General features: G+C 41.2%; 15 protein-coding genes and 3 tRNA genes. 14 read left to right on the forward strand and 4 right to left on the reverse strand.

Translation table 11 applies throughout. From position 1 onward, the window contains the following. Window positions 1–38 precede the first annotated feature (38 nt). Both CTN07_RS14955 and CTN07_RS14960 read right to left on the reverse strand, forming a co-directional pair. Entirely contained in the window at window positions 39–3,161 is a 3,123-nt protein-coding gene (locus CTN07_RS14955) for a multidrug efflux RND transporter permease subunit (RefSeq protein WP_005298141.1), read from the reverse strand. Further along, on the reverse strand, window positions 3,161–4,270 hold the full coding sequence (locus CTN07_RS14960) for an efflux RND transporter periplasmic adaptor subunit (protein WP_005298139.1): 1,110 nt from the start codon (window positions 4,268–4,270) through the stop codon (window positions 3,161–3,163). Before CTN07_RS14960 ends, CTN07_RS14955 begins: the two co-directional genes overlap by 1 nt. 492 nt (window positions 4,271–4,762) lie before the next feature. On the opposite strand from CTN07_RS14960, the gene CTN07_RS14965 reads away from it, so the two are divergent. The 4 genes from CTN07_RS14965 (at window position 4,763) to CTN07_RS14980 (ending at window position 7,009) form a co-directional block, all read left to right on the forward strand. Then, window positions 4,763–4,847, forward strand: a tRNA-Tyr gene (locus tag CTN07_RS14965). Between the two features lie 96 nt (window positions 4,848–4,943). Next, window positions 4,944–5,028, forward strand: a tRNA-Tyr gene (locus CTN07_RS14970). A 96-nt stretch (window positions 5,029–5,124) separates the two neighbouring features. After that, a tRNA-Tyr gene (locus CTN07_RS14975) sits at window positions 5,125–5,209 on the forward strand. A gap of 147 nt (window positions 5,210–5,356) precedes the next feature. Continuing rightward, on the forward strand, window positions 5,357–7,009 hold the full coding sequence (locus tag CTN07_RS14980) for a response regulator (RefSeq protein ID WP_005298137.1): 1,653 nt from the start codon (window positions 5,357–5,359) through the stop codon (window positions 7,007–7,009). Between the two features lie 162 nt (window positions 7,010–7,171). Here CTN07_RS14980 and CTN07_RS14985 read toward each other — a convergent pair whose 3' ends face one another. Beyond that, a complete protein-coding gene (locus CTN07_RS14985; RefSeq protein ID WP_005298135.1) occupies window positions 7,172–7,420 on the reverse strand; it encodes a GlsB/YeaQ/YmgE family stress response membrane protein in 249 nt (82 codons plus the stop codon). Window positions 7,421–7,882: 462 nt separating this feature from the next. On the opposite strand from CTN07_RS14985, the gene xthA reads away from it, so the two are divergent. From xthA to pflB, 4 genes are all read left to right on the forward strand, one after another. After that, window positions 7,883–8,689 (forward strand): exodeoxyribonuclease III, encoded by an 807-nt coding sequence (xthA, locus tag CTN07_RS14990; protein ID WP_005298133.1) that lies wholly within the window; start codon window positions 7,883–7,885, stop codon window positions 8,687–8,689. Between the two features lie 210 nt (window positions 8,690–8,899). Beyond that, window positions 8,900–10,648, forward strand: a complete 1,749-nt coding sequence (gene ycaO / locus CTN07_RS14995) for a 30S ribosomal protein S12 methylthiotransferase accessory factor YcaO (protein ID WP_005298132.1) — start codon at window positions 8,900–8,902, stop codon at window positions 10,646–10,648. A 515-nt stretch (window positions 10,649–11,163) separates the two neighbouring features. After that, a complete protein-coding gene (gene focA, locus CTN07_RS15000; protein WP_085999116.1) occupies window positions 11,164–12,036 on the forward strand; it encodes a formate transporter FocA in 873 nt (290 codons plus the stop codon). Between the two features lie 55 nt (window positions 12,037–12,091). After that, entirely contained in the window at window positions 12,092–14,365 is a 2,274-nt protein-coding gene (gene pflB / locus CTN07_RS15005; RefSeq protein ID WP_005298130.1) for a formate C-acetyltransferase, read from the forward strand. A 244-nt stretch (window positions 14,366–14,609) separates the two neighbouring features. Here the strand turns inward: pflB and CTN07_RS15010 are convergent, their stop codons facing one another. Continuing rightward, entirely contained in the window at window positions 14,610–16,505 is a 1,896-nt protein-coding gene (locus CTN07_RS15010) for a peptidase U32 family protein (RefSeq protein WP_005298129.1), read from the reverse strand. A gap of 309 nt (window positions 16,506–16,814) precedes the next feature. Here CTN07_RS15010 and pflA point away from each other — a divergent pair, with 309 nt between their 5' ends. The 6 genes from pflA to CTN07_RS15040 all read left to right on the forward strand — a co-directional run bounded on the left by pflA (window position 16,815) and on the right by CTN07_RS15040 (window position 25,840). Then, on the forward strand, window positions 16,815–17,561 hold the full coding sequence (gene pflA, locus CTN07_RS15015; RefSeq protein ID WP_036763387.1) for a pyruvate formate lyase 1-activating protein: 747 nt from the start codon (window positions 16,815–16,817) through the stop codon (window positions 17,559–17,561). A gap of 593 nt (window positions 17,562–18,154) precedes the next feature. Further along, window positions 18,155–19,909 (forward strand): formate--tetrahydrofolate ligase, encoded by a 1,755-nt coding sequence (locus CTN07_RS15020; RefSeq protein WP_005298126.1) that lies wholly within the window; start codon window positions 18,155–18,157, stop codon window positions 19,907–19,909. Window positions 19,910–20,248: 339 nt separating this feature from the next. Beyond that, window positions 20,249–20,749: a YfbU family protein gene (locus tag CTN07_RS15025; RefSeq protein WP_005298125.1), complete on the forward strand. Its 501-nt coding sequence runs from the start codon at window positions 20,249–20,251 to the stop codon at window positions 20,747–20,749. 212 nt (window positions 20,750–20,961) lie between these two features. Continuing rightward, a complete protein-coding gene (locus CTN07_RS15030) occupies window positions 20,962–22,203 on the forward strand; it encodes an ABC transporter substrate-binding protein (protein ID WP_005298124.1) in 1,242 nt (413 codons plus the stop codon). Between the two features lie 3 nt (window positions 22,204–22,206). Continuing rightward, the gene (locus CTN07_RS15035) at window positions 22,207–24,576 is read left to right on the forward strand and encodes an ATP-binding protein (RefSeq protein ID WP_005298123.1); all 2,370 of its coding nucleotides are present in this window, start codon (window positions 22,207–22,209) and stop codon (window positions 24,574–24,576) included. Then, window positions 24,563–25,840: a sigma-54-dependent transcriptional regulator gene (locus CTN07_RS15040; RefSeq protein ID WP_005298121.1), complete on the forward strand. Its 1,278-nt coding sequence runs from the start codon at window positions 24,563–24,565 to the stop codon at window positions 25,838–25,840. The genes CTN07_RS15035 and CTN07_RS15040 overlap by 14 nt, the downstream gene beginning before the upstream one ends. Window positions 25,841–25,868 lie beyond the last annotated feature (28 nt).

The following is a 25,868-nucleotide window of genomic DNA, read 5'->3' on the forward strand; positions in this document are numbered from 1 at the left end:
ACTTCTCGCAATACCAACCTCGCCAATTCAGCTTAAAACTAATCCAGATTACCTTGGCTCATTCGACCTAAATACTCTTGTTCCAACTCTTTCTCTAGCTGTGCTTCCACATAACCTGGTGATTTTGTTTTCGCTGACAGTAAACGGTACATAGCCGGTATCACCAGCAGCGTTACCAAAGTCGCAAAAGCCATACCAAAGAACACCACAGTACCAACAGCGATTCGACTTTCAGAGCCAGCACCAGTCGATAAAATCAGAGGTAGTGCACCAAATAAAGTTGTAAAGGCCGTCATTAAAATTGGACGTAAACGTCGAACCGATGCATCAATAATGGCTTGTTCAAATTCGGTGCCTTTATCGCGAAGCTGGTTAGCAAACTCAACAATCAAAATACCGTTTTTCGTCACCATTCCGATCAACATGATCATACCAATTTGACTGTAGATATTGAGCCCTTGCCCCATAATCCAAAGCCCGGCTAAACCACCAAAGATCCCCATTGGTACCGTGAGCATCACCACTAATGGGTTAACAAAGCTTTCAAACTGTGCCGCCAATACCAAGTAGGCCACCAGCAAAGCCAAACCAAATACCATCATGATACTGCTTTGGTTTTCACGAAAATCTTTTGACTCGCCCGCGTAATCAATGGTGATATCTTTTGGTAATAACTCAATTGACTGTTGATCAAGAAAATCTAACGCTTCACCTAAGGTATAACCTTCAGAAAGATTGGCTTTTAACGTGATCGATTTCTGCTTCTGGTTATGGCTCAACTTTTGTGCAGAAGCCACTTCTTCTACTTTTGCTACTGTATCTAGTGTGACCAATTGACCATTTTTCGCTCTTAAATAGATCTGACTGAGATCGGCAGAACTGTTAAAGCTATTTTCATCACCACGTAAATAAACATCGTACTCTTCACCGCGTTCGACAAATGTCGTTTCGCTGCGACCTCCTAACATCACCTCCAATGTTTTGGCAATCTCAGCAACTGGAATACCTAACTCAGCGGCACGTTGACGATCAATGTTAACCACCAGCTCGGGAGTCGTCTCAGCATAATCAAGATCCACACCTTCCATCATAGGGCTATCTTCGGCTAGTGTTTGCAGCTGCTGAGCCCATTGGAATAACTCGGTGTAGTCAGAACCACCTAAGACAAATTGTACTGGTTCTGACGAGCCACCGCGGAAACCGGGCATCATAGGACGCACCATGACATCAGGGATCCCAGCTAACGCTTTACTGATCATACCAAGAGCTTGTTGCGCGGAAACCGTACGGTCGTTCCAATCTTCTAGCTGCATAATCACAAAACCGGTCTGATCGCCTGCTCGACCACCAAAGGCTGGGGATTGAATACTGACAGACTTAAGCACACCTTGACCCAGCATCGGCAATAGACGACGTTCAACCTCATCCATATTGCCAATCATACGGTTATAACTGGTGCCTTCCGCTCCTTTAACAAACGCAAACAGTACGCCTCGGTCTTCTTGCGGTGCCAACTGTGCTGGAATAACCTTCATCAAACCAACTGATGCCAACACACAAGCGATCACAACAATTGGCGCCATAAAACGTTTTTTCACCGCAACGGTCACAATGGCGCGATAGCCTCGCTCTAACTTATCAAATTGACGATTGATCCATTGATTAAAACGAGTCGGTTTAACATTGGCTTTTAATAGTTTTGCCCCCATGACTGGCGTTAAGGTTAATGCTATCAATGAAGAGAAGATCACCGACATTGCCAACAAAACAGAAAACTCGGTAAATAGTCGCCCTACCATGCCTTCCATAAATGAGATCGGTAAAAACACCATCACCAAAACCGCCGTGGTTGCGACAACAGCAAAGCCGACTTCTCGAGTACCTTTATAAGCGGCAAGTAACGGGGATTCACCACGCTGTAAATGGTGAAATATATTTTCGACCACCACAATGGCATCATCGACCACCAAACCAATAGCAAGAATCAGAGCCATCAAGGTTAATAGGTTGATAGAAAAACCAAAAAAGTAAGCGGCAATAAAAGCAGAAACCAGAGAGACCGGTACCGTAATTGCAGGGATTAGTGTGGCACGGGCTTGACCAATAAAGATGTACAACACCAACACAACTAATGCACCAGTGACAAAGAGCGTGCTGTAAACTTCACCAATAGAGCGTTCAATAAAGACAGTAGCATCATAATCAAGGGTCAACTGCGTCCCTTGTGGTAGAAACTTCTGCATGCGCTCCACTTCCATGCGCACATCTTTAGCAACATTAAGTGGGTTAGCATCTGACATAGTCACAATCCCTAAACTGAGATTGACCACACCATTGCTTTTAAAAGTCGAGTTTTCGTTTTCAGCGCCAACGGCCACATCGGCAATATCTTTTAAATAGACAGGAGTGCCATCGGCTGCGGTTCGAACCACTAAATACTTAAAATCATCGGCATTACGATACAGACGAGCCGTGCGCACCGACATAACCGTTTGATCGTTACGAACTTCACCACCGGGTAACTCTACGTTTTCATCTTTTAGAGCATTAACAATATCTTGAGTGGTAACGCCACGCCCAGCCATCAGTTCTGGTTTGAGCTTAACATACATCACTTTATATAGGCCGCCCGACAAACTGACAGAGCTCACGCCGTTGATCAAACTAAAACGATCTTCAAGTACGCGTTGGGCATAATCAGTAAGTTGCGTTCGATCCATCTCTGATGAGGATAGATTGATATAAAGCGCAGGCTCTCCTGAACCATTATCTTTTGACACTATAGGATCGTTAGCATCATCGGGCAGACGACGTTGAGCACGCGCAACCGCATCACGCACATCACTTACCCCTTCGGTAAGATCCCAATCCATATCAAATTCAATGGTAATTCGAGACATACCATTACGGGTAATCGACGTTATATTATCGATCCCGCTGATCCCAGACAGTTCATCTTCAATCGGTGTGGTGACTTGGCTTTCCATGACCGTTGCCGATGTCCCTTCATAAGTTGTCATTACGGTAACAACAGGGCTTTCAATATCTGGCATTTCACGAACAGCAAGTTTAGAAAAAGAGACAACACCAAATACGCAGAGCAAAAGGCTGAGCACCACAGCAACAACTGGGCGCTTTACCGAAACATCCGATAACCACATTAGCTTGCTACTCCAGAACTTGGTGCTTTACTTGAGGGGTTAATCACAGCGCCATTACTGTTATGTGCAGTAAGATCTTTTACCTTCATGCCATCTCGCATGTTCACTAAACCTTGCACAACAATCTTTTCGCCAATATCGACACCCGATTTGATCACCACTTCGTTATCAACACGAGCGCCAAGTTCAACTTGAGTACGATGGGCTATATTGTTTTCATCTACCACATAGACATAACGTTTAGTACCCGAATACTCTAAAGCTTGAACGGGGATTAGTGCTTCTTTATGTGGCATAAAGCCCATGTCAGCGGCTAATAACATGCCTGGTTTTAGTGCGTTATCACTGTTGTCAAAAGTCACTCGTACTTTGACATTTAAAGAGTCTGCTTGAACACGAGAATCAATGGTTTGAACGGTGCCAGAAAAAGTGCGATCGGGCCACGCTTGGCTTTTCGCGCTCACTTTCATTCCCGGCTGTAGTGATGCCAAGTACTGCTCAGGCACTTGAATGTCTAATCGCATCGAAGACAGATCATCAAAAGAAAACAGTTCGCCGCCCATCGGTACCATATGACCAATACTGAAATCGTACAGACCCACAGTGCCATTAAATGGTGCTCGAATAGAGAGATCTGAGAGATGAGCTTTCGCTGCTTGCAATCGAGCCTCAGCGATATTGACACTGGCAGTTTGTGCTTCAAGCTCTGTTTGGGTAATTGCACCACGAGAGATCAGGCGTTTAAAATCGTTTAGTTTACGGCTTTCATCATTACGATACGCTAAAGCCTCGTTATAAGCGGCACGAGCTTTATCATCTTCTAACTGCAGTAAAAGAGCGCCTTTTTGTACCCGGGTATTAGGCTTAACTTCAATACTTTTAACCTTTGCCGCCACTTCGGATGCGATAGTAACTGCCTGTTCTGCCTGTAATTTGCCAATAAGAGAAAGAGATTGGGCAATAGAATGCGAGCCGACAGTACCAGTTGTTACTGAAATCACTCGGCTAGATGGTGCTGGCTTATGTGCCGCATGGGATGTGCCTTGAAAATAGAAGTAACCGCCTGCTAATGCTGCTGATACGATTACCGCAACTGCCATTTTTTTCATTATTTTTAGAACCATCAGTAAAAATCTAACGCAATGATAACGGATGCGTTTGTAAGGTTATTCACTAAAAGGAGTAAAGAAATGTAAATTTAGGTGCTAGGGCTAAAATTTTGATCCCATATTTTCTGATGCCAAGCTTTTACTCTTGATCTTCCTAGAACCTTCCTTTCCCTCTCCTCCAGCTCTTCCCTCTTTTCCCCGTTTCTCCTTCTTTTCCTGCTCCTCCTTGAACCTATTTACTACCTCCCTCTATTCCTACTTTCCCTAGAACCTTCCTTTCCCTCTCTTCCAGCTCTTCCTTCTTCCCCTTCTTTTCCTGCTCTTCCCTATTTTCCCCGCCATCCCCCTTTCTCCGCTCCTTTCTCTCCCTATATGCCGAAAAATACAGCAAGCACACAATATTTCTAATAAAAAGGGTTTACAGCTCCGAAATGTTTGTTATTATCCGCCCCGCACTTAACGAGTGTGGCTACGTAAGTAAGCAATCCCAGTGGTGGGGTTCCCGAGTGGCCAAAGGGAGCAGACTGTAAATCTGCCGGCTCCGCCTTCGAAGGTTCGAATCCTTCCCCCACCACCATCTCTTTTGAAAATAGGTTTAGTTAATAAACGTGTTTTCTGGCTGATAAGCCAAACAATTTGTTTTATTCGTTATTACGAATATTGCGAACCCCGTGGTGGGGTTCCCGAGTGGCCAAAGGGAGCAGACTGTAAATCTGCCGGCTCCGCCTTCGAAGGTTCGAATCCTTCCCCCACCACCATCTCTTTTGAAAATAGGTTTAGTTAATAAACGTGTTTTCTGGCTAATAAGCCAAATAATTTGTTTTATTCGTTATTACGAATATTGCGAACCCCGTGGTGGGGTTCCCGAGTGGCCAAAGGGAGCAGACTGTAAATCTGCCGGCTCCGCCTTCGAAGGTTCGAATCCTTCCCCCACCACCATCCTATTTAAGCCAGTTGCTTTTTTGCAGCTGGCTTTTTTCATATCTCATGTTTGTAAACCAATTTGTTTGAAATCAATTCGATAGAATAAGTAAATTCGACTAATATTATCTTAGTTGTATATACAAAAAGTAGTTAGGTGTTAGGATGACGCTGGATAGATCGAAACTAAAAATCTTACTGATTGATGATCAATCCTCCTCGGCATTGATGCTAAAAAGTCTCTTTATCAAACTGGGATTCAGTCTAGTTGATATCGCAAGTAGCGCCGAAGATGCCATCTATTTGGCTCGCCATAATAAATATGAATTATTGTGTGTAGATTATCACCTTAATCATAAGATCAGCGGTGTTGATTTAGTCTCACTACTTAAAAAGAAGCATTACCTCTCTCCTGCTTGTAGCCTTCTATTTATTTCTGGCGATAATTCCAGCGAAACCATCCTAACCGCGATGACGCTTAATCCAGATGGCTTCTTAGTTAAACCTCTCTCTTTAAATATTCTTGAACAAAAATTGAGTGTCTTACTTAAAGATAAACAACAACGCCAACCCATTTTTGATGCACTAATACAGCACAATAACGAATTAGCCATTCAACGCTGCAAAGAACAAATGCTGAAATATGGCTTTAGTAATAAGTTAAATATTCTCTTATTGGATCTTCTGGTGGGCCAACAACTGTGGAGTTCGGTTGAAATTATTTTAGAGCATCTTAAACATAGCCAACAACATCAGCTCATTATTTATAAAGCCAAACTTGCTCTACACCATAACGAAATAGACCAAGCAGAGACTCTACTGACCCAATTAATAGAACAAGTTCCCTTGTATGGTGAAGCGTATGATCTATTGATTGAGATCTACTACCAACAAGAACAGTGGTCATCAGCATTAATCTGGGCACAAAAAGTCCTTAAGTTAACGCCCGCAGTATCAGCGCGTGCACTAGTTGTGGCCGATCTTGCGATTAAAACTCAAGATTTTCCTCTTTATTGGCAAACGGGAAAAACCTTAGTCCATTACCTGCCTGTTTGGGGGCATGAGTGGCTAGCTATTGTTAAGCGTTATTCCGATCTTTTTGAAGCCTATTTCTTTACTACACCAAATCGTCACCAAGCACTCCAGCATAAAATTGTAATGAAAGCGCTGTTTCTTCTGGCAAGCAACCGTCTACCAGAAGGGCAAACTCCACTCTTACGAGCACTAGGCAATATTTTATTGGTACGATTAGAAATTGAGATTCAGACCAAATTAAAAGGGAAAAGACGTTTACTGGTGGGGTTAAGGGCTTATCTCAACCAAATGGATAAACTACCTGATGAGATTATTCTCGATATGCTGCCTCTACTATTGCTCTTTGGAGAAAACTACCTCTATCAAGCCATCATAGAAAAACTCAGTCTATTAGATAAAGAAAAGACTACAGAACTTAAATCAGCAATGGATGCGTTTGCTTATTTAGAACAACAATTACAGAGTGCCCGTGAGCTTCAGCTTTCCCAACCTCAGCAAGCCCTCTTGGTTTATCATAAATTATTAGAGCAGTATCCTGTTGCTACAGAAGTGCATTTAGGTCATTTGGAGTGCTTATATCAACTTGGCTATTTTAATAATCACTATGCGGTAACCAGTAGCATTAAGGCAATTAGTGCTATGCCTCTGCCAACTGTACTTCATACAAGACGTGAATATGTTCTCAATCAGTTTAATTTGATCGCGCCAGAATTTGAGTACGAGTCAGATCCTCTCCAAGATCATGAATCGTATGTGGCTATTCCCCAGTTAGAGCAAAACTAAACCAATAAAAAACCTCCAGTCGCTACTACCACATTACGACTGGAGGTTTAATAATATTGAGACTTACTCGATCAAATCGACAGGGACTCTTACTTAGCTAAAACCCACTCACAATGAAAGCTGCAACACTTTTAATCATGACGGATTACTCAAGCAATCGAATTAGCGAATAAAACGATTGTAGATAAATAGCAATATAAATGCGCCAAGAGTTGCTGTCACAATACTTGGGATGTTAACACCTGTTGCATTACCTAAACCGATAAATGAACCTAACCAACCACCAGCAAAAGCACCAGCAATACCTAGACCCATAGTTGCAATCCAGCCGCCACCGTCTTGACCTGGCATTAACCACTTAGCTAGAGCACCAGCAATAAGACCTAGAATGATCCATGAAATAATACCCATCTTAACTTCTCTCCATATCTTTATTTACACTGATTTGCTTTATTTCTTGGCTCTCTGACTGTGCATAATTTACAGAACACAAAGAGCTATCTCCCTACAATGAGACATCGAAATATAAGCTTGTGTCGTTATTTATAAGTCTAGCTTAGTGGCGGAATTCTGACAGGGCAAGAAAACTGGATTGTTTTTTATGTAGTTTTATTTAGACAGATAAATAGCACAGGAGAAAATCAGAAAAAAGTAAATATAAACCCCTGTTTTAAATCATGTTTTACCTTATTTAAAACACCGTTGAATAAATCTAAAATTCACAATATAAAACAGCGAGCAATTAAAATTCGCTTGAAAATAAAACATCGCTCATAATTTTCTTCATCCATTTATCACCTCATAATACTGGGGTTTAATCCCATTCGTTCTGTGTTAGCATGAAACAAAATCAGAACAACAATGGATAACATAATGAAAGTTATTTCGTTTAACATTAACGGTCTTCGTGCTCGCCTTCACCAATTGCAAGCTCTAATCGAAAAGCATCAACCTGATGTGATTGGTTTACAAGAAATTAAAGTCCATGATGAAGCCTTTCCTCTCGCTGATGTTGAAGCGATGGGCTACAAAGTTTATCACCACGGCCAAAAAGCACACTACGGGGTTGCACTGCTTTGTAAACAAGAGCCTATCGAAGTAAAAAAAGGCTTTCCAACCGATGATGACGATGCCCAACGTCGAATGATCATGGCGACATTTGAGCAGGAAAATGGCAAGAAAATCACCATTATGAACGGATACTTCCCTCAAGGTGATAACATCAATCACGAAACCAAGTTCCCTGCCAAAGAAAAATTCTATGCCGATCTCATGACTTATCTCAATACGTATCACAACAATGATGAAGAGTTGATCGTAATGGGTGATATTAATATTAGCCCTATCGATCTTGATATCGGTATTGGTGATAACAATGCAAAACGTTGGTTAAAAACCGGCAAATGTTCATTCCAACCTATTGAGCGTCAATGGCTAAAAACGTTACTGGATTGGGGATTTATTGATACCTTCCGCCAACTGCACCCTACTGTTGATGATCAATACTCTTGGTTTGACTACCGTTCAAAAGGCTTTGATGATAACCGAGGTCTGCGTATCGATGTGATTTTAGCCACGCCATCTCTTGCCGAGCGCTGTATTGAATCTGGCATTGATTACGAATTACGAGGTATTGAAAAACCTTCTGATCACGCACCGATTTGGTCAACGTTTAACTAATACCGCATTACTCTTACATACCGATAAAGCTCTGTTGCTATAAATGACTACAGGGCTTTACTTAACTCTACATATTCTCATATCTCTAAGATATCAGCTTCAGCTAAATGGCTTGCTCAGCAAAGTGAGATCTTCTCGCATCTTAAATCAGTTCAAGTATACTTTGCTCTAGCACGCTAATAACAATTAGTCCCTATCATTGAGACAGACATGAAAACATTTATTCCAGGTAAAGATGCAGCCTTAGAAGAGTCAATTGAGCGTTTCCAAACTCAACTGAAAAATCTAGGCTTTAATATTGAAGAAGCTTCATGGTTAAATCCGGTTCCAAACGTATGGTCGGTACATATTCGTGATGTTGATGCTCCAATGAATTTCACCAATGGCAAGGGCGCGACAAAAAAAGCGGCTTTAGCTTCTGCGCTAGGTGAATATTTTGAGCGTCTATCAACTAACTACTTTTATGCTGACTACTACTTAGGTCAGGATATTGCGAACAGTGAATTTGTTCACTATCCAAACGAAAAATGGTTCCCAATTGATTTTGAAGAGAATCTACCACCAGAAGGGATTTTGGATGAGCGCTTAACTCAGTTCTACGATCCTACCATGGAGCTATTAGGCACAGATCTGGTTGATCTTCAGTCTGGTAATATGGAGCGTGGTGTTTGTTGCCTTCCGTTTGAGCGTCAAAGTGATAATGAAACCGTTTATATTCCAATGAACATTATCGGTAACTTGTATGTTTCAAATGGTATGTCTGCGGGTAACACCAAAATGGAAACTCGCGTTCAAGGCATGTCAGAAATTTTTGAGCGTGCTGTAAAGAACCGCATTATTGCTGAACGCATTAGTTTGCCAGAGATCCCGGCAGAAGTGATTGCTCAGTACCCAAGCATTAAAGAGTCTATCGATTGTCTAGAAGCAGAAGGTTTCCCTATCTTCTGTTTTGATGCATCTCTTGGTGGCCAGTACCCTGTGATCTGTGTGGTATTGATGAACCAAGATAACAATACCTGTTTTGCTTCATTTGGTGCTCACCCAAGCTTTGAGGTTTCTTTCGAACGTACCGTAACTGAGTTGTTACAGGGCCGTGGCTTGAAAGATCTGGATGTTTTCCCAGAGCCTTCTTTTGATGATGAAGAAGTGGGTGATCATCATAACTTAGAAACGCATTTTATTGATTCTTCAGGTTTGATCTCTTGGGATCTGTTTAAGCAAGAAGCTGACTTTGAGTTTGTTCACTGGGATTTTTCCGGCACAACAGAACAAGAGTTTACTCGTCTGCTTGGAATGTTCCATCAAGAAGGTACCGATGTTTATATTTCTGACTATAACCATTTAGGTGTTGATTGCTGTCGTATCATCGTACCTGGTTGGTCTGAAATTTACCCAGTAGAAGAGTTAATTGAAGCTAACAACAATGTGGCAATGGAGCTTCGTGAGACCTTCCTTGCTCTTCCTAGCGTTGAGTGGGACAGTGAACAATACGCTGAGATGTACTCTATCTTAGAAGAAGAAGGCTTTGATGATTTCAACCGTTTATACGAAATCATTGGTCTGGTTCCTGACGCAGGTTCAGCATGGCAAACATTGCGTATTGGTGAGCTAAAATGTCTACTCGCACTAGCCGGTGGCGATCTTGAATTAGCACTAGAGCACGCGAGTTGGTGTGTTGACTACAACGTTTCAACTTATAGCAAAGAGCGTGCTCGTTTCTTCCGTTGTTTAGTGGCAAGCTTAAAATTAGCCCTAGATGAAGAACGAGATCCTGCGCAATATAAGCACGCGTTTGAACGTCAATTTGGTACAGAGACCGTAGCAGCAGCATGGGGCTCGATTGAAGGTACAGTTCGTTTCTACGGTTTAACCGCAGGCGATCTTTCTATGAGTCAATTCTCTGCACACCAAAAGCTATTAGCCTCTTACCAGAAGCTACAAGCCGCTAAGAAAAACTAAATTCTTGGTACTAAAGTTTGATCCCATATCTTCTGGGATCAAGCTTTTTGCTCTTCCTCATCCCCCAAACCTTCTCTTCCCTCTTTTCCCGCTCTTCCTATCCCCCTCTTTTCCTTCTTTACCCCGCTCTTTCCCCTGTCCTATAAAGCAAAATTAACCCAAGCCTTTCTTTTCCATCCCAACATTTTGCAACAATTATTTTTTTTGCATGAATATTTAATCAACCAGCATACGTTAAAAACTGTTAATAATTCACGCTAATCAATTGATAAATAACATATTTGAACAATATCACACTTTCATTCCATTTTTGTGAAATTTAATTACATTAAAAAAATTTTGTGTTTTATCAAAAAAATTATATTCTTATATATCATAAGCTTAGATTTGTATTACTTTTCAAAACTTGCAAAAACTTGTTATAAATTTTCAGCGCCATGATCTGGGTCAAGTTTAGTTACGCTAATTTTTGCTATCATTCAGACAGCTAAAATTTCTAACTTACGAGCCATCAAGTGAATACTCAAAACAATCCATTTGACTCTCTGATGCCACCAGCAATGGCACATAAAGCTGAAGAAGTTGGCGTATATAAAGCCACTAAACATCCTCTTCAGTCATTTTATCTAGCAATTACCGCAGGCGTTTTTATCTCTATCGCATTTGTGTTCTACACTACTGTTACAACAGGTGCGGGTGATGTTGCTTGGGGTCTATCAAAGTTTGCAGGCGGTCTAGCGTTTAGTCTAGGTCTTGTTCTTGTTGTAATCTGCGGCGGCGAACTGTTCACCTCTTCTGTTTTAACCACTGTTGCACGCGCAAGTGGCCGCATCACAACAATGCAATTACTTCGTAACTGGGTTATCGTTTATGCAGGTAACTTTGTTGGTGCTATATTCTTTGTAGCATGTATTTGGATTGCACAGCAGCACATGGCTGGTAACGGTCAATGGGGCATCAATGCAATGAAAATTGCTCAGCACAAACTGCACCATACATTTGGTCAGGCTGTGATGCTTGGTATTCTGTGTAATCTAATGGTTTGTCTAGCGGTATGGATGACATTCTCATGTCGTAGCGCAACAGACAAAGTAATGGTTATGATTCTTCCTGTAGCCATGTTCGTCGCAAGCGGTTTTGAACACTGTATTGCTAACATGTTCATGATTCCTATGGGTATCGTAATTCACGCGTTTGCTAGCCCTGAGTTTTGGTCTATGACAGGCGTCGATCCATCACAATTTGCAGATCTTACTGTAAGTCATTTTGTGATGAACAACTTAATCCCAGTCACTATTGGTAATATTATTGGTGGTGGCTTCTTTGTGGGTATGACTTATTGGATTATCCACCGTCGTCCAGAACTTAAAGGCCAAGGCCACCACTAAGTTTTAGACGTCGGACATTATTTTTTTCTACTGAATATACATAGGTAGGTATACAATGGCAGAGCAATTTGCTGCATGGGAAGGCTTCACAGCTGGCGATTGGCAGAACGAAGTTAACGTTCGTGACTTTATCCAAAAGAACTACACTCCTTACGAGGGTGACGGCTCTTTCCTAGAAACAGAAGCGACTCCAGCTACAGCGAAACTATGGGACGCTGTAATGGAAGGCATCAAACAGGAAAACGCAACTCACGCGCCTGTTGATTTCGATACTGACGTTATCTCTACCATCACTGCACACGATGCAGGTTACATCAACAAAGAACTAGAAACTATCGTAGGTCTTCAAACTGACGCTCCTCTTAAGCGTGGTCTGATCCCTAACGGTGGTATCCGTATGATCGAAGGTTCTTGCAAAGTTTACGGTCGTGAACTAAACGCAGACATCAAAAAGATCTACTCTGAGTACCGTAAAACTCACAACCAAGGCGTTTTCGATATCTATACTCCAGATATCCTAAAATGTCGTAAGTCTGGTGTTCTAACTGGTCTTCCAGATGCATACGGCCGTGGTCGTATCATTGGTGACTACCGTCGCGTAGCGCTATACGGTATCGATGCACTAATGAAAGATAAGCTAGCTCAGTTCACTTCTCTACAGGAGCGTTTTGAGAAAGGCGAAGACCTACAGATGACTATGCAGCTTCGTGAAGAAATCTGCGAACAGCACCGTGCTCTAGGCCAAATCAAAGCAATGGCTGCGAAATACGGTTGTGACATCTCTGGTCCTGCAACAAATGCACAAGAAGCTATCCAGTGGACTTACTTCGGCTACCTAGCTGCTGTTAAATCTCAAAACGGTGCTGCAATGTCTCTAGGTCGTACTTCGACTTTCCTAGACATCTTCATCGAGCGTGATATCGCTGCTGGTAAGATCACTGAAGCTCAAGCTCAAGAAATGATCGACCACTTCGTAATGAAGCTACGTATGGTTCGTTTCCTACGTACTCCTGAATACGATGAGCTATTCTCTGGCGACCCAATCTGGGCAACAGAATCAATGGGTGGTATGGGTCTTGACGGTCGTACATTAGTTACTCGTACTAACTTCCGTTTCCTAAACAGCCTATACACTATGGGTCCATCTCCAGAGCCAAACATCACTGTTCTTTGGTCTGAGCAACTACCTGTAGGCTTCAAGAAGTTCTGTGCGAAGGTATCTATCGATACTTCTTCTATCCAGTACGAAAACGACGACCTAATGCGTCCAGACATGAACTCTGACGACTACGCAATCGCATGTTGTGTATCTCCAATGGTTGTTGGTAAGCAAATGCAGTTCTTCGGTGCTCGTGCTAACCTTGCTAAAACTATGCTTTACTCTATCAACGGTGGTGTTGATGAGAAGCTTAAGATGCAAGTTGGTCCTAAGACTGATCCAGTAACTTCTGAAGTTCTTGACTACACAGACGTTATGGATCGCCTAGATCACTTCATGGACTGGTTAGCAACTCAGTACGTGACTGCTCTAAACGCAATTCACTACTCTCACGACAAGTACAGCTACGAAGCTTCTCTAATGGCTCTTCATGACCGTGATGTTAAGCGTACTATGGCTTGTGGTATTGCTGGTCTTTCTGTTGCAGCTGACTCACTATCAGCAATCAAATACGCAACTGTTAAACCAATCCGTGATGAAGACGGTATCGCAATCGACTTCGAAATCGAAGGCGACTACCCTAAATTTGGTAACAACGATGCTCGCGTAGATGACATCGCTTGTGACCTAGTTGAGCGCTTCATGAACAAGATCCGTACTCACAAGATGTACCGTGATGCGATCCCAACTCAGTCTATCCTAACTATCACATCTAACGTTGTGTACGGTAAGAAGACTGGTAACACTCCAGACGGTCGTCGTGCAGGTGCTCCATTCGCACCAGGTGCAAACCCAATGCACGGTCGTGATGAGAAAGGTGCTGTAGCATCTCTAACTTCTGTAGGTAAACTACCATTTGCTCACGCTAAAGATGGTATTTCTTACACATTCTCTATCGTACCGAACGCTCTAGGTAAAGATCTTGATACTCAAGAAACTAACCTAGCAGGCCTAATGGATGGTTACTTCCACCACGAAGCTGGTATCGAAGGTGGTCAGCACCTAAACGTTAACGTTCTTAACCGTGAAACTCTAGAAGACGCAGTTAAGCACCCAGAGAAATACCCACAGCTAACTATCCGTGTATCTGGTTACGCTGTACGTTTCAACTCTCTAACTCCAGAGCAGCAACGTGACGTTATTTCTCGTACTTTCACTGCATCTCTATAATTTAGAGTTTACAGTTTAGTATGAATGAAAAAAGCCGGTCTCAGACCGGCTTTTTTATTGATTTCACAGGATAAAATAGCAAACTCGAATAAACGAGATATCTCACTATCCCGTTTCCCTTTCTTACTCTACTCTTTCTTTACTACCTTGCTCGTGCCTTATCACCCTTCTCTTCCCTCTTTTCCTTGCTCTTCCTTCTTTTCCCTTATCACCCTTCTCTTCCCTATCTTCCCTTATCAAAAATCTATTGCTTATTGTGCCCTACAACCTTCATTTCACACTTCAAGCAGTCAAACACCAGTTTCAACGTTTCTCCGCCCATTTCAAGAATCATAGGCTCAGCTTTAATTCCTTCAACTTGCTTAGGACACTGGTTAAAGCTAAAGCGAAGACAATGCTTGGTGATCATTAGTGGAACATCTTCATACACTTTATTAAGCTCGTAAGCATCTTCAACTTCAATAACCCCGTGCTGCTGATAAAACGCTTTGGCAGAGGTATTAGCAACATTGCCTAAATAACTCAAATGACGCTTAGGAAACTCAACATCAGGATTGTATTTACCAGGCGCCGGACGTTGATAACCTTCAAAACGCGCCTGTTCTAAAGCAGCAATACCATCTCGACGAAGACCATTTAATACCGATGCTGGCGTAAACCACATCTGACTTGTCTTCACTTGAATATCACGCGCTTCAAAATCGGTATTGCCCAATTTATTTAGTTGCTTACGAATATTGGCTAAGGTTTTTTCAGCATCATTAGCTGGTGTTTTCTCACACTCAAACTCGACTTGGGCAGAAAAACCATAGTCATCTGTTAGTGTCAGCATCAAGCCTCGATGACTATCTGCTAATATCATGCTCACACCGATACGACGACGACTTGAATCTTTTGCCAACAGATCTTCAAAGGCCTTATCAAAGTTGCGGTAAACCACCATACCTACTTTGAGATCTTTTGGCATTTGGGCAAAATATAAACGGTTACCGTCAGCTCGGTTAACGCGGATCCCCTGAAGCTTGTCATCACTTTGCTGAACTTTAAGGTAATTCTGGCTAAAGTATGCGATACCATCACCATTATTAAATTCAAGATCAGAATCGAGTTCAATAAAGTCTTTACCCACCAACCGGACTTTACCTGCTTTTTGTCCTAGGTATTTTGGCGTGCGAAAATCACTAATCCCCGCATTTCGCTCTTGAACAAAATAATCTGTTTTACCACGGTTAAAGCTTTTATCAGGGTCGGCATTAAAATTGGTTTCGACTCGACCGTGAGAAGAGGAATATAACTCAGGACGACGAGCCATAATGGCGTCTAATTCACGACTATAGTGTGCAGTAACGTTTTTCACATAACTGAGATCTTTTAGGCGACCTTCAATTTTAAATGAGCGCACACCCGCATCGATAAGCGCTTCTAGATTGGCAGTCTGGTTATTATCTTTAAGTGACAACAAGTGTTGATTCTCAGCTAATACTTCTCCCTGACGAGTCTTTAAATTACAAGGCAGACGACACATTTGAGAACAAGAACCACGGTTTGCACTGCGGTTAGTAAATGCATGGCTGATATAACATTGACCGCTGTAACTCACACAAAGCGCACCATGAATAAAAAATTCAATTTGCATATTAGTATGAGCTGCGATGTCATAAATTTGAGGTAAGCTTAATTCACGAGCTAACACAACCTGAGTAAAACCCACCTGCTCTAAAAATTCGGCCTTTTCTTTATCGCGGTTATCAATTTGCGTACTCGCGTGCAAAGCCAGAGGTGGGAGATTCAGTTGAAGAATACCCATATCCTGCACAATCAGAGCATCAGCGCCTGCATGATAGATATCCCAAATCAACTGCTCTGCCTGAGCTAATTCACTGTCAGACAAAATCGTATTAAGAGCAACAAATACCTGAGCATGGTATCTATGAGCAAATTCACACAAACGCTGGATATCTTCAATACTGTTTCCAGCCGCGGCGCGAGCACCAAAGGCAGGACCACCAATGTAAACCGCATCGGCACCGTGCTTAATCGCTTCAATACCAAAATCGGCATTTTTAGCTGGAGCAAGAAGCTCAATACAATTTGAAATGTGGCCTAATGGCGTTGTCGATAATTCAGAGGCTGACGTCATGATTATTTACATATATTAAATAGAAGAAATTGTGACAAGTATAACACTCATACTCAGAGGATTAGAAAGTTCATCAATGGTAAACAGAGATTAAAAGTGTTGTTTTTTTATCCATTAAGATATTTCATTCATGCAGTATTTTGTTTCATCTCACATCAATAGCGATACAAATATAAAATAAAAACATATAGTTAAAGTTTTATTTAAACTAGGGATTGATAAATATAAGTATGGCTAAGACTAGGTTAAATAAGTAACTTGTAATAAAATATCCTCATAATAAATCGCACAATGCGGAGAGATTAAGCAATGTCAGTAAAAGGTCGAATTCACTCTTTCGAATCTTGCGGAACCGTTGATGGCCCAGGTATCCGTTTTATCGTGTTTCTACAAGGCTGCTTAATGCGCTGCCAATATTGTCATAACCGAGATACTTGGGATCTAGATGATGGCAAAGAGATTACTGTAGACGAACTTATTGCCGAAGCTAAGTCTTATCGCTTCTTTATGAACTCTTCAGGTGGTGGCGTGACAGCATCAGGCGGTGAAGCCATGTTACAACCTGAATTTGTACGAGATTTCTTCCGTGCAGCTCACGCTGAAGGTATTCATACTTGTCTTGATACCAATGGCTACATTCGTAAGCATACCGATGTTGTTGATGAAGTATTAGATGATACTGATTTGGTGATGCTAGATCTAAAACAACTGGATGATAGCATTCACCGTGAGCTAGTTGGTGTACCCAATAAACGTGTATTAGATTTTGCTCATTACTTACATCAGCGCGGTCAAAAAACATGGATCCGTTATGTGATTGTTCCTGGCTATACCGATGATGAACGTTCTGCTCATTTACTGGGGGAATTTATCCAAGATATGGATAACATCGAGAAAGTTGAGTTGCTGCCTTATCACCAACTTGGCGAACATAAGTGGGAAGCAATGGGCTTTGATTACCCTCTAAAAGGTGTAAAACCACCGAAGAAAGAGACTATGGAAAAGATCAAAGAGATCATCCAAAGTTACAACCCAGAACGTAAAGTGATGTACTAAGTACGAGTAATTGGCTTAGTTTGATCAATCGCATAATAAAAAGAGCGCTGTTGCGCTCTTTTTGTATGAGTTGGTTCACGATATAAAATGGCAACTTAAAATGGGTGGGTATTAGCTGAAATCATGATCACAACAAACGCAACCAGAATAGCCATAATACCGATAGAGATAGGAGCAGTATGTTGAATTTTTGTGACGGGTTCTTGCTCTGTCATGATGTTTCCTTTTTTGGCGATATTTTTATAAATTTATAACCCGTCACGATAAATTGATTTAAATCAAAAAACCACAACAGAATATGAAAAAGATGTTTGCAAAATTCGATATATCTTTTTTACATTCAATTATGTATACCGTACAAAAATATTTTTCCTTTTCTAACCTACTGGATTTACACACCTTCTTTTATTTCTATAAAAACTCCCTACTTATTGCGTATTTTTCCTATTTATCCATGATAAAATTATGGTATAAACACAGCGCAAACGTTTGCGTAATTGAAAATATCGCAAAATATAGCATTAACCACCAATCCGCTTTTAACTTGCAGCAACGATTTTTCGATGCCGTTACTCTCATAAGGATGCGCCTTAATGAAAAGTGATATTCAAATTTGCCGTGAGACAATTCTCACTCCAATTGATCTAATCGCCCAACAAGCTGGCATCGAACCACAAGATCTGACGCCTCAAGGAACATTAAAGGCCAAAGTAAAGCCTGCGATTTTAAACCGTTTGGCAAATAAGCCAGAGGGTAAGTTAGTCCTTGTTACCGCCATTACACCAACCCCTCTAGGCGAAGGAAAAACGGTAACTACAATTGGTTTAGCCCAAGGCTTGGCGAAGATCAATCAATCTGTTATAGCTTGTATTCGTCAGCCATCAATGGGGCCAGTCTTTGGGGTTAAAGGGGGGGCTGCAGGTGGTGGTTATAGCCAGGTCGCACCTATGGAGAAGCTGAATCTTCATCTTACTGGGGATATCCATGCCGTGACAGCAGCTCACAACTTAGCAGCTGCCGCTCTTGATGCCCGCTTATACCACGAACAGCGTCTTGGCTATGATCTATTTAGCGAAAAAACAGGGTTACCTGCACTGCGTATTGATATTGTTCGTATCGTCTGGAAGCGTGTGATGGACCACAATGATCGCGCTCTTCGCATGATCACTATTGGTCAAAACGAACCGGGTAAAGATATTAATGGTATTGAGCGTCATGATGGCTTTGATATTTCAGCAGCGTCAGAGTTAATGGCTATTTTGGCACTTTCTAATGACTTAGCGGATATGCGCGCACGTATCGGAAAAATCGTGCTTGCCTATGATCTTGACGGAAATCCCGTTACGGCAGAAGATCTACAAGTTGCAGGGGCAATGGCTGTTACCATGTGTGAAGCGATTGAACCAACCTTAATGCAAACCTTAGAAGGTGTACCGACCTTAATTCATGCCGGACCGTTTGCTAATATTGCCCATGGAAATTCATCAATTATTGCCGATAAAATTGGTCTAAAACTGGCCGATTTTGTTGTAACAGAAGGTGGTTTTGGCTCCGACATGGGCTTTGAGAAAGCGTGTAATATTAAAGCCCAACAGGCAAAACGAGGCCCTGACTGTGCCGTTGTCGTTGCAACACTTCGAGGGTTAAAAGCCAACTCAGGCCTTTACGATCTTCGCCCTGGCCAACCTCTACCAGATGCTATTTTTGCTCCTGATAATAAGGCCTTAACTGCTGGATTTGACAATCTGCGCTGGCATATTAACAATGCAGCCAAATATGGGGTTCCTGTAGTGGTTGCGATTAACCGCTTCCCACAAGACAGTGATGAAGAGCTCTCTCAGCTTAAAGAGATGATTCTAAATACTGAATTTAATGTTCATGTCGATGTTGCTCTAAGTGAAGCCTTTGCTAAAGGTGGCGACGGCGCAATAGAACTTGCTCATGCTGTGGTCAAGGCCTGCCAGACGCCGGCAAACTTCGCCCCACTCTACTGTTTAGAGCAATCATTAGAAGAAAAACTTATGTGTGTGGCAGAAGTCGGTTACGGCGCTCAAGCGATTGAGCTCTCTGATTTAGCCAAACAACAACTGGCTCAATTTAAAGCACAAGGGTTTGATAATCTGGCCGTTTGTATGGCTAAAACGCCACTGTCTATTACGACCGACCCTGCTATTAAAGGTGCACCAACCGATTTTGTTGTTCCAGTAAGAGAATTAAAATTGTGTGCAGGCGCAGGATTTGTCTACGCACTATGTGGCAATGTGATGACTATGCCTGGCCTACCAGAAAAGCCTGCGTATATGAATCTAGATCTAGATGCTGACGGAAACATTGTTGGATTAAGCTAAGCTTTTACTAACCGTTTACTCGCTATATACCTAAGCTTAAGTGGCTAAACCAAGTAGCTAGACCCAATAATTAGGCCAAGTCACGAAATCAGCTAATTAGTCAGATAATGAAGCCAAGATTTTCCGTTTGGCTTTTTTTACGCTTCGATTAAATAACCTTTCAAAACAGGCGGTTATAGATTCCATCTAAGAACTAAATCCTCAGCAATTAGGATAAAAGATAGGCGATTGATGCTATTTCGCTTAAAATTGTTATCAGGTCGTCGTCAGATCAATTTTTTTTAATCATAAACTGGCTAATCTCAAGACAGATAAAAATACAATTTAAGGCTAATTCACATGGAAATGACTAACGCTCAACGTCTGATTCTTTCAAATCAATACACATTAATGGCGCAGATGGATCCTGATAATGCGGCTAAATATCACCGTCTACAAACCATTGTAGAGCGTGGCTATGCACTACAGATGCGTGAATTAAATAAAGATTTTGGTGAGTTATCTGAAGAAGAATGTCGCCGTGTAATCGACTTTATGGAAATGTATCACGCGCTACAAGAGTCTTATAAAATGCTTGATGCCGCTCACCAACAGCAAGTGGATCACCGCCGTCTACAATTTTTAGGATTCGATGCAGCATCAGAAGCTCAACTGGTTCATTACGTGCGATTCCTAACGGATGAAGAAGGCCTATATCCTCAGTTTGATAAAGCAGAGCACCACTTCAATAGCCAAGTTCCTATGCTAGAAAAATATAAGCGTATGCTACAGACTTGGCGCAACTGCCCACGTCAATACCACTTATCGGCAAGTGAGATTCAACAAATTTTTAGCGCATAAGTCGTTTGAAATTTAGACAAAACCTGAAAAAGTCAAGATTCATACTCTTGGCTTTTTTTGTCAAAAGTGACACATACATCGCAAAAATATCATTAAAAACCATATCCTCAACCATTATCAATTAAGAATACATTCCCCAAACTATACAAAATAGGTATAAACTACTTTTTGCATAACAAAATTCCGCCGTATTTGGGATACAGTCATATTTTATGATGCGATATTTACTACTTTTTATTCTGTTCTGTTTCGCTTATACCGCAAAAGCGCAACAGCTTACGATTCTTACAACATTTACAGAATCCACTATTGCACCATTAATTTGGCAATTTCAGCAACAGCACCCAGATCTGGAAATCGATGTACTCTCACGTCGTGAATCTGCAGCTCTGCGTCAAATAACCCAAAGCAGACGACACATTGATGTTATTGTCTCTTCATCACGAATAATCTTCACCCCATTGATTAAAAATCATGAATTACTCCCTTTGCCTCAGTCCTTACAGAGTAAACAGGGTAAATACGCATTTTTCCAATATCCAGATCCGAACATTGCAATCTTCGGTTACTCTGGATATGGCTTTATCGCCAATCAAGATTATTTAAGTTCCCACCAGCTTCCAGCCCCAACATCTTGGGAAATGCTAACGGATCCTATGTATGCAGGTCATGTTGCAATTGGTAGCCCAAGTCGCTCAATTACCACACATTTTATGGTGGAGAGTATTTTACAGCACTATGGATGGGATAAAGGCTGGGCATTACTTTACCAAATAGCAGGAAATACTAAGCAGATTGCCGCCCGTAGTTATGGTGTCAGTGATATGGTATCTCAAGGTACAGCGGGCGTTGGTCCGGTATTAGATAGCTTCGCCTTTGAATATCAAAAGCAGTTTCCTTTTATTGAATTCCATTACCAGAAAAATACGCCTCGATTGCCAAGTTTTATTGCTGGAATCAAGCATTCAACACCAAATAAGTATACGCTTGAGTTTATCAACTATGTTCTATCGGCTTCTACGCAACGTGAACTCAAATCTCTTATCAATAAATACGCCATTGATGATAAAATGACACGACCTGAGCTGCCCGAACCGCTTAGACTATCCTTAATGAAGCAACGAGATTTACTGGTCAAATATCTGTTTGATCAAACTATCAGTTATCAATTAACCAGTTTAAATCAAGCGTGGCGGCTACTGCATAATATTGAAAAGTACCAAAAAGAACTGACACCAGCTCAACAAAAAGTGTACTTGCAAGCGAAACAACTGGCTTCAACACCACCAATATCAGCACAGGATGCTGCGACGAAAAATTTTGCGTATCTCTCCCCTAGCAGACAAGATACAGCAACTCAAAAAACACTCACTCAATGGCGTGATACTATGCATAACAATTTGCTAGAATCAATTGCTATTAGTCAAAGGTTATTATCTCAATTAAGAGGATAAAAAATGAGTGTTCGCCGCTCAAATAAAACAATTGGTAATCGTCTTATATCAGCAATTGGGTTTATGGCCTTTCTTACTATTATGGTGAGCTTAATTGCAGCAACTAATTGGGAGCGGCTCAATCGTCAAATAGAGACAATTGTCCATCAAAATATGCCTACACTCCAAGTAAGCTATCAACTTGAGCGTAAGCCAGCTGGTTTGCAATCGGGGTTAAGTGAAATTGAGTTAACCCAAGATCCTATCGTATTTACTGCATTAAAAAATGAAATTAATCAACATCTTGAATCTATTACGGCTGCAATAAAAAAAACCATTTCATTACAAAATCATGTCACATTAAAACAAGAACATGAGCTACTTACTCAAGATATTGCGGTTTATATTAATTTGTTAGCCCAGCGAAATGATGTGCTAACAAATCTCAAGCAGACACAAAATGCTATCAAATGGCTCCATCAAGATTTAATCGATGAACTATCTCCTTTGCGTCAAGATGTGGAATGGCAACTGAAACGTATGATGCCAGCTGTTCAGCAAGATCGCGCACTTGCTGAAGTGATGACTGAATTTTCATTAATTCAAGCCATTACGATTAAAGAGAATGAACTTCATCAGTTAATCGAAGATATTATTTTGCAGCGTCGTCAACGAGATTTAGGCAATGCTTTTTACTTTATTGATTACAAAATAAAAGAAATTACTCGGTTAAGTCTACAATTGGCTCATTACCAAACCACGACTAATTATCGCCAACTCTTAAAAGAATTTATAACATTGACTAGCCCTCAAGGGGATTTGCAAAAGCAGCTACGTCAAGACGTTGAGTTATCAAAAAAGATCACCCAGTTGCAACGTTCTATTGGCCGTCAAATGACCCATCAAGAAGAACTGATTCAAACTATGGTGACACAGGCGGATAACGATCTAAATCATCTTAATAAAGAGACTCGCCATACCATTACTCTAAGCAATATCATTTTATTTGGTGTGGTATTTCTAACCATTTTTGTCTCTATTATTCTCTCTATCTACTTGGTCGGAAAAGGAATCGTTAAACGACTTAATTTATTGAGTCAGGATTTAAGAGCTGTAACAGATGGTAAATTAGATTCACCAATACAGGTATCGGGAGACGATGAGATCGGTCTAATTGGTAATAATTTACGTCTGTTTTGCCAGCAAATGCAAGAAATGCAAAAGACCAATGCGTTAAGTCTTATCAACAATACTCAGGCCAGTATTATTACGTGTAATTTATCTGGCACCATCGAGTCAATGAACCCAAGCGCACAAAAATTATTTCAACTTGGCAATAATGATTCACTAGTTCAAATCTGGGGATTATTCAAACACGATATGCATGGTCGTTTACAAGCTCTCTTTGATGCAAGCAGCCCTCTATTGAGTCAAGGCGCTTGTAACCTGACGATATGCCAGAAAATTTCTGATGAAACAACTTACTTACGACTGGACTTTCGGATATTTCAACAGGGAAACCAAGATAAAGTTATCGTAACGATCACCGATATTACGGAACAAGAAAATATTGCTCGCTGGTTAGAGAGTATGGTTAAAGAAAAAACCCTCTCTTTAACCAATCGTAATCGCCAACTCAAAGCTGAGATTGAAGATAGAAAACGCATTGAGGCGGACTTAAGAAATACCCAAGATGAGTTAATTCAGGCCGCAAAAATGGCGGTTGTCGGCCAAACAATGACTTCGCTAGCCCATGAATTGAATCAACCTTTATCGGCTATCAGTACGCATATTTTTACCGCTAAAATGGCTATTGAACGAGAAAATTATACAAAACTACTCACAACGATAGATAAAGTAGATAACCTCACATCACGAATGGGGCGTATAATCTCAAGCTTGAAGAGTTTTTCCAAAAAACAATCGGCTGGAAATGCGTTGGTTAATGTGGATGTGCAAGAATCGATAAGCCAAGCGATGATGATTGTTGAGAGCCGAGCTAAAATGCAGCAGACCGTGATCAATAACTTAGTTCCATCCGGTTTATTTGCATTTGCCGATCAAGTTCAGTTAGAACAGGTTCTGGTTAACTTATTAGTCAATAGCTGTGATGCTGTCGCTAGAAATCAACACCGCTCCATTGATATTATTCTTCTATCGCAAGATAGCGAGTCCATCAAATTAGCAGTAAGCGATTCAGGCTCAGGCTTTGGCGAAGACATTATAAAAAAATTATTTATTCCATTTACCACAACCAAAGATGTGGGATTAGGTTTGGGCTTAAGTATCTGTCGCTCGATTATGACCCGCCTAAATGGAGATATCTTCCTTGCATCAAATCTCAACCACGGTGCAATGGTCGTTTTGGAGTTAAAACATTATGTTAATGAGTGATGATATTCAGGTATTGGTCGTTGATGACGATAACGATGTACTCGACGCCTATCAAGATATGTTAGAGATAGCTGGATTTGAAGTAAAAACCACCAGCGATCCCACTCAAGTCGTTACAATGATTAATCGTAATTGGCCCGGTGTTGTTGTCACCGATATGTATATGCCAGGACTTAGTGGAATTGATCTGCTCAAACAACTGCACCAACAAGATAAAGAACTGCCTGTGATTATTATTACCGGCCATGGTGATATTCCAATGGCAGTAGATGCGGTTCGTCAAGGTGCCACAGATTTCTTAGAAAAACCGCTGCAACCGATGGCGTTAATTACCCTGTTAGAAAAATTTATTCCACAGCGCCGACAAGTGATTGAGCAACGAAAAACATTAGAATTTGCAGCAAATGACACCCTTCTCGGTGACAGCCCGCTAATTGCAAAAATACGAGACCAAATTGCCAATGCTGCATCAACCCGAAAAGATGTGCTGATCGAAGGTGAAACAGGATCAGGCCGCCATTCTGTAGCGAAATTACTGCATAAAAATAGTGATGTTGCTGAAGGGCCACTACTCGAAGTGAATGGCAGTTCGATAACAAATGCCATGGAGATGCAACATCATATTAATCAAGCTCGCGGTGGTAGTTTGATTTTGACTAACCCACACTTTATGCCAATTGAAATTCAGCAGTGGTTATGTCGAACATTACTAGAGCAAGAACGTTTAGGTAAAAAAGAAACTCGCGTATTAGCAATCGTTGAAGGGTTAGCAGAACCCTTTGTTGAAAAAGAAGAGTTTGTACCTGAGTTGTTCTATTTTTTAAGCCAAGTTCGTTTTTCATTACCAACATTGAGACAACGAGCTTGTGATATTACGCCCCTCTTTAAGCACTTTCTTAAACTCAGTTGCTTAAAGCTCAATAAACCGATTCCAACCGTAGATAAAGCGTATATCAATACACTAAATCGTCATGAATGGTCAGGTAATGTCTTAGAGCTTAAAAATGTGGCAGAACTCTATGCCATTGGCATTGTAAAACTGGCAGGTCAAGAACGTTCGCAACCTCTAGAGCAGATGAGTAGCCCTCTTGATGATTTGATCGATGGTTATGAAAAACAAGTTATTGAAGATGCGTTATATCTATTTGCCGGGCGTATCAATGATGTTTCTGCTTATCTACAAATACCACGTAAAAAACTCTATCTTCGCATGAAGAAACATGGCTTAGATAAAGCTGAATACAAAGCTCACAGCGCCAATTAAACCAGCTACCCCCAACAGTATAATCGAA

Source organism: Photobacterium damselae, assembly GCF_003026815.1.
Lineage (GTDB): Bacteria > Pseudomonadota > Gammaproteobacteria > Enterobacterales > Vibrionaceae > Photobacterium > Photobacterium damselae.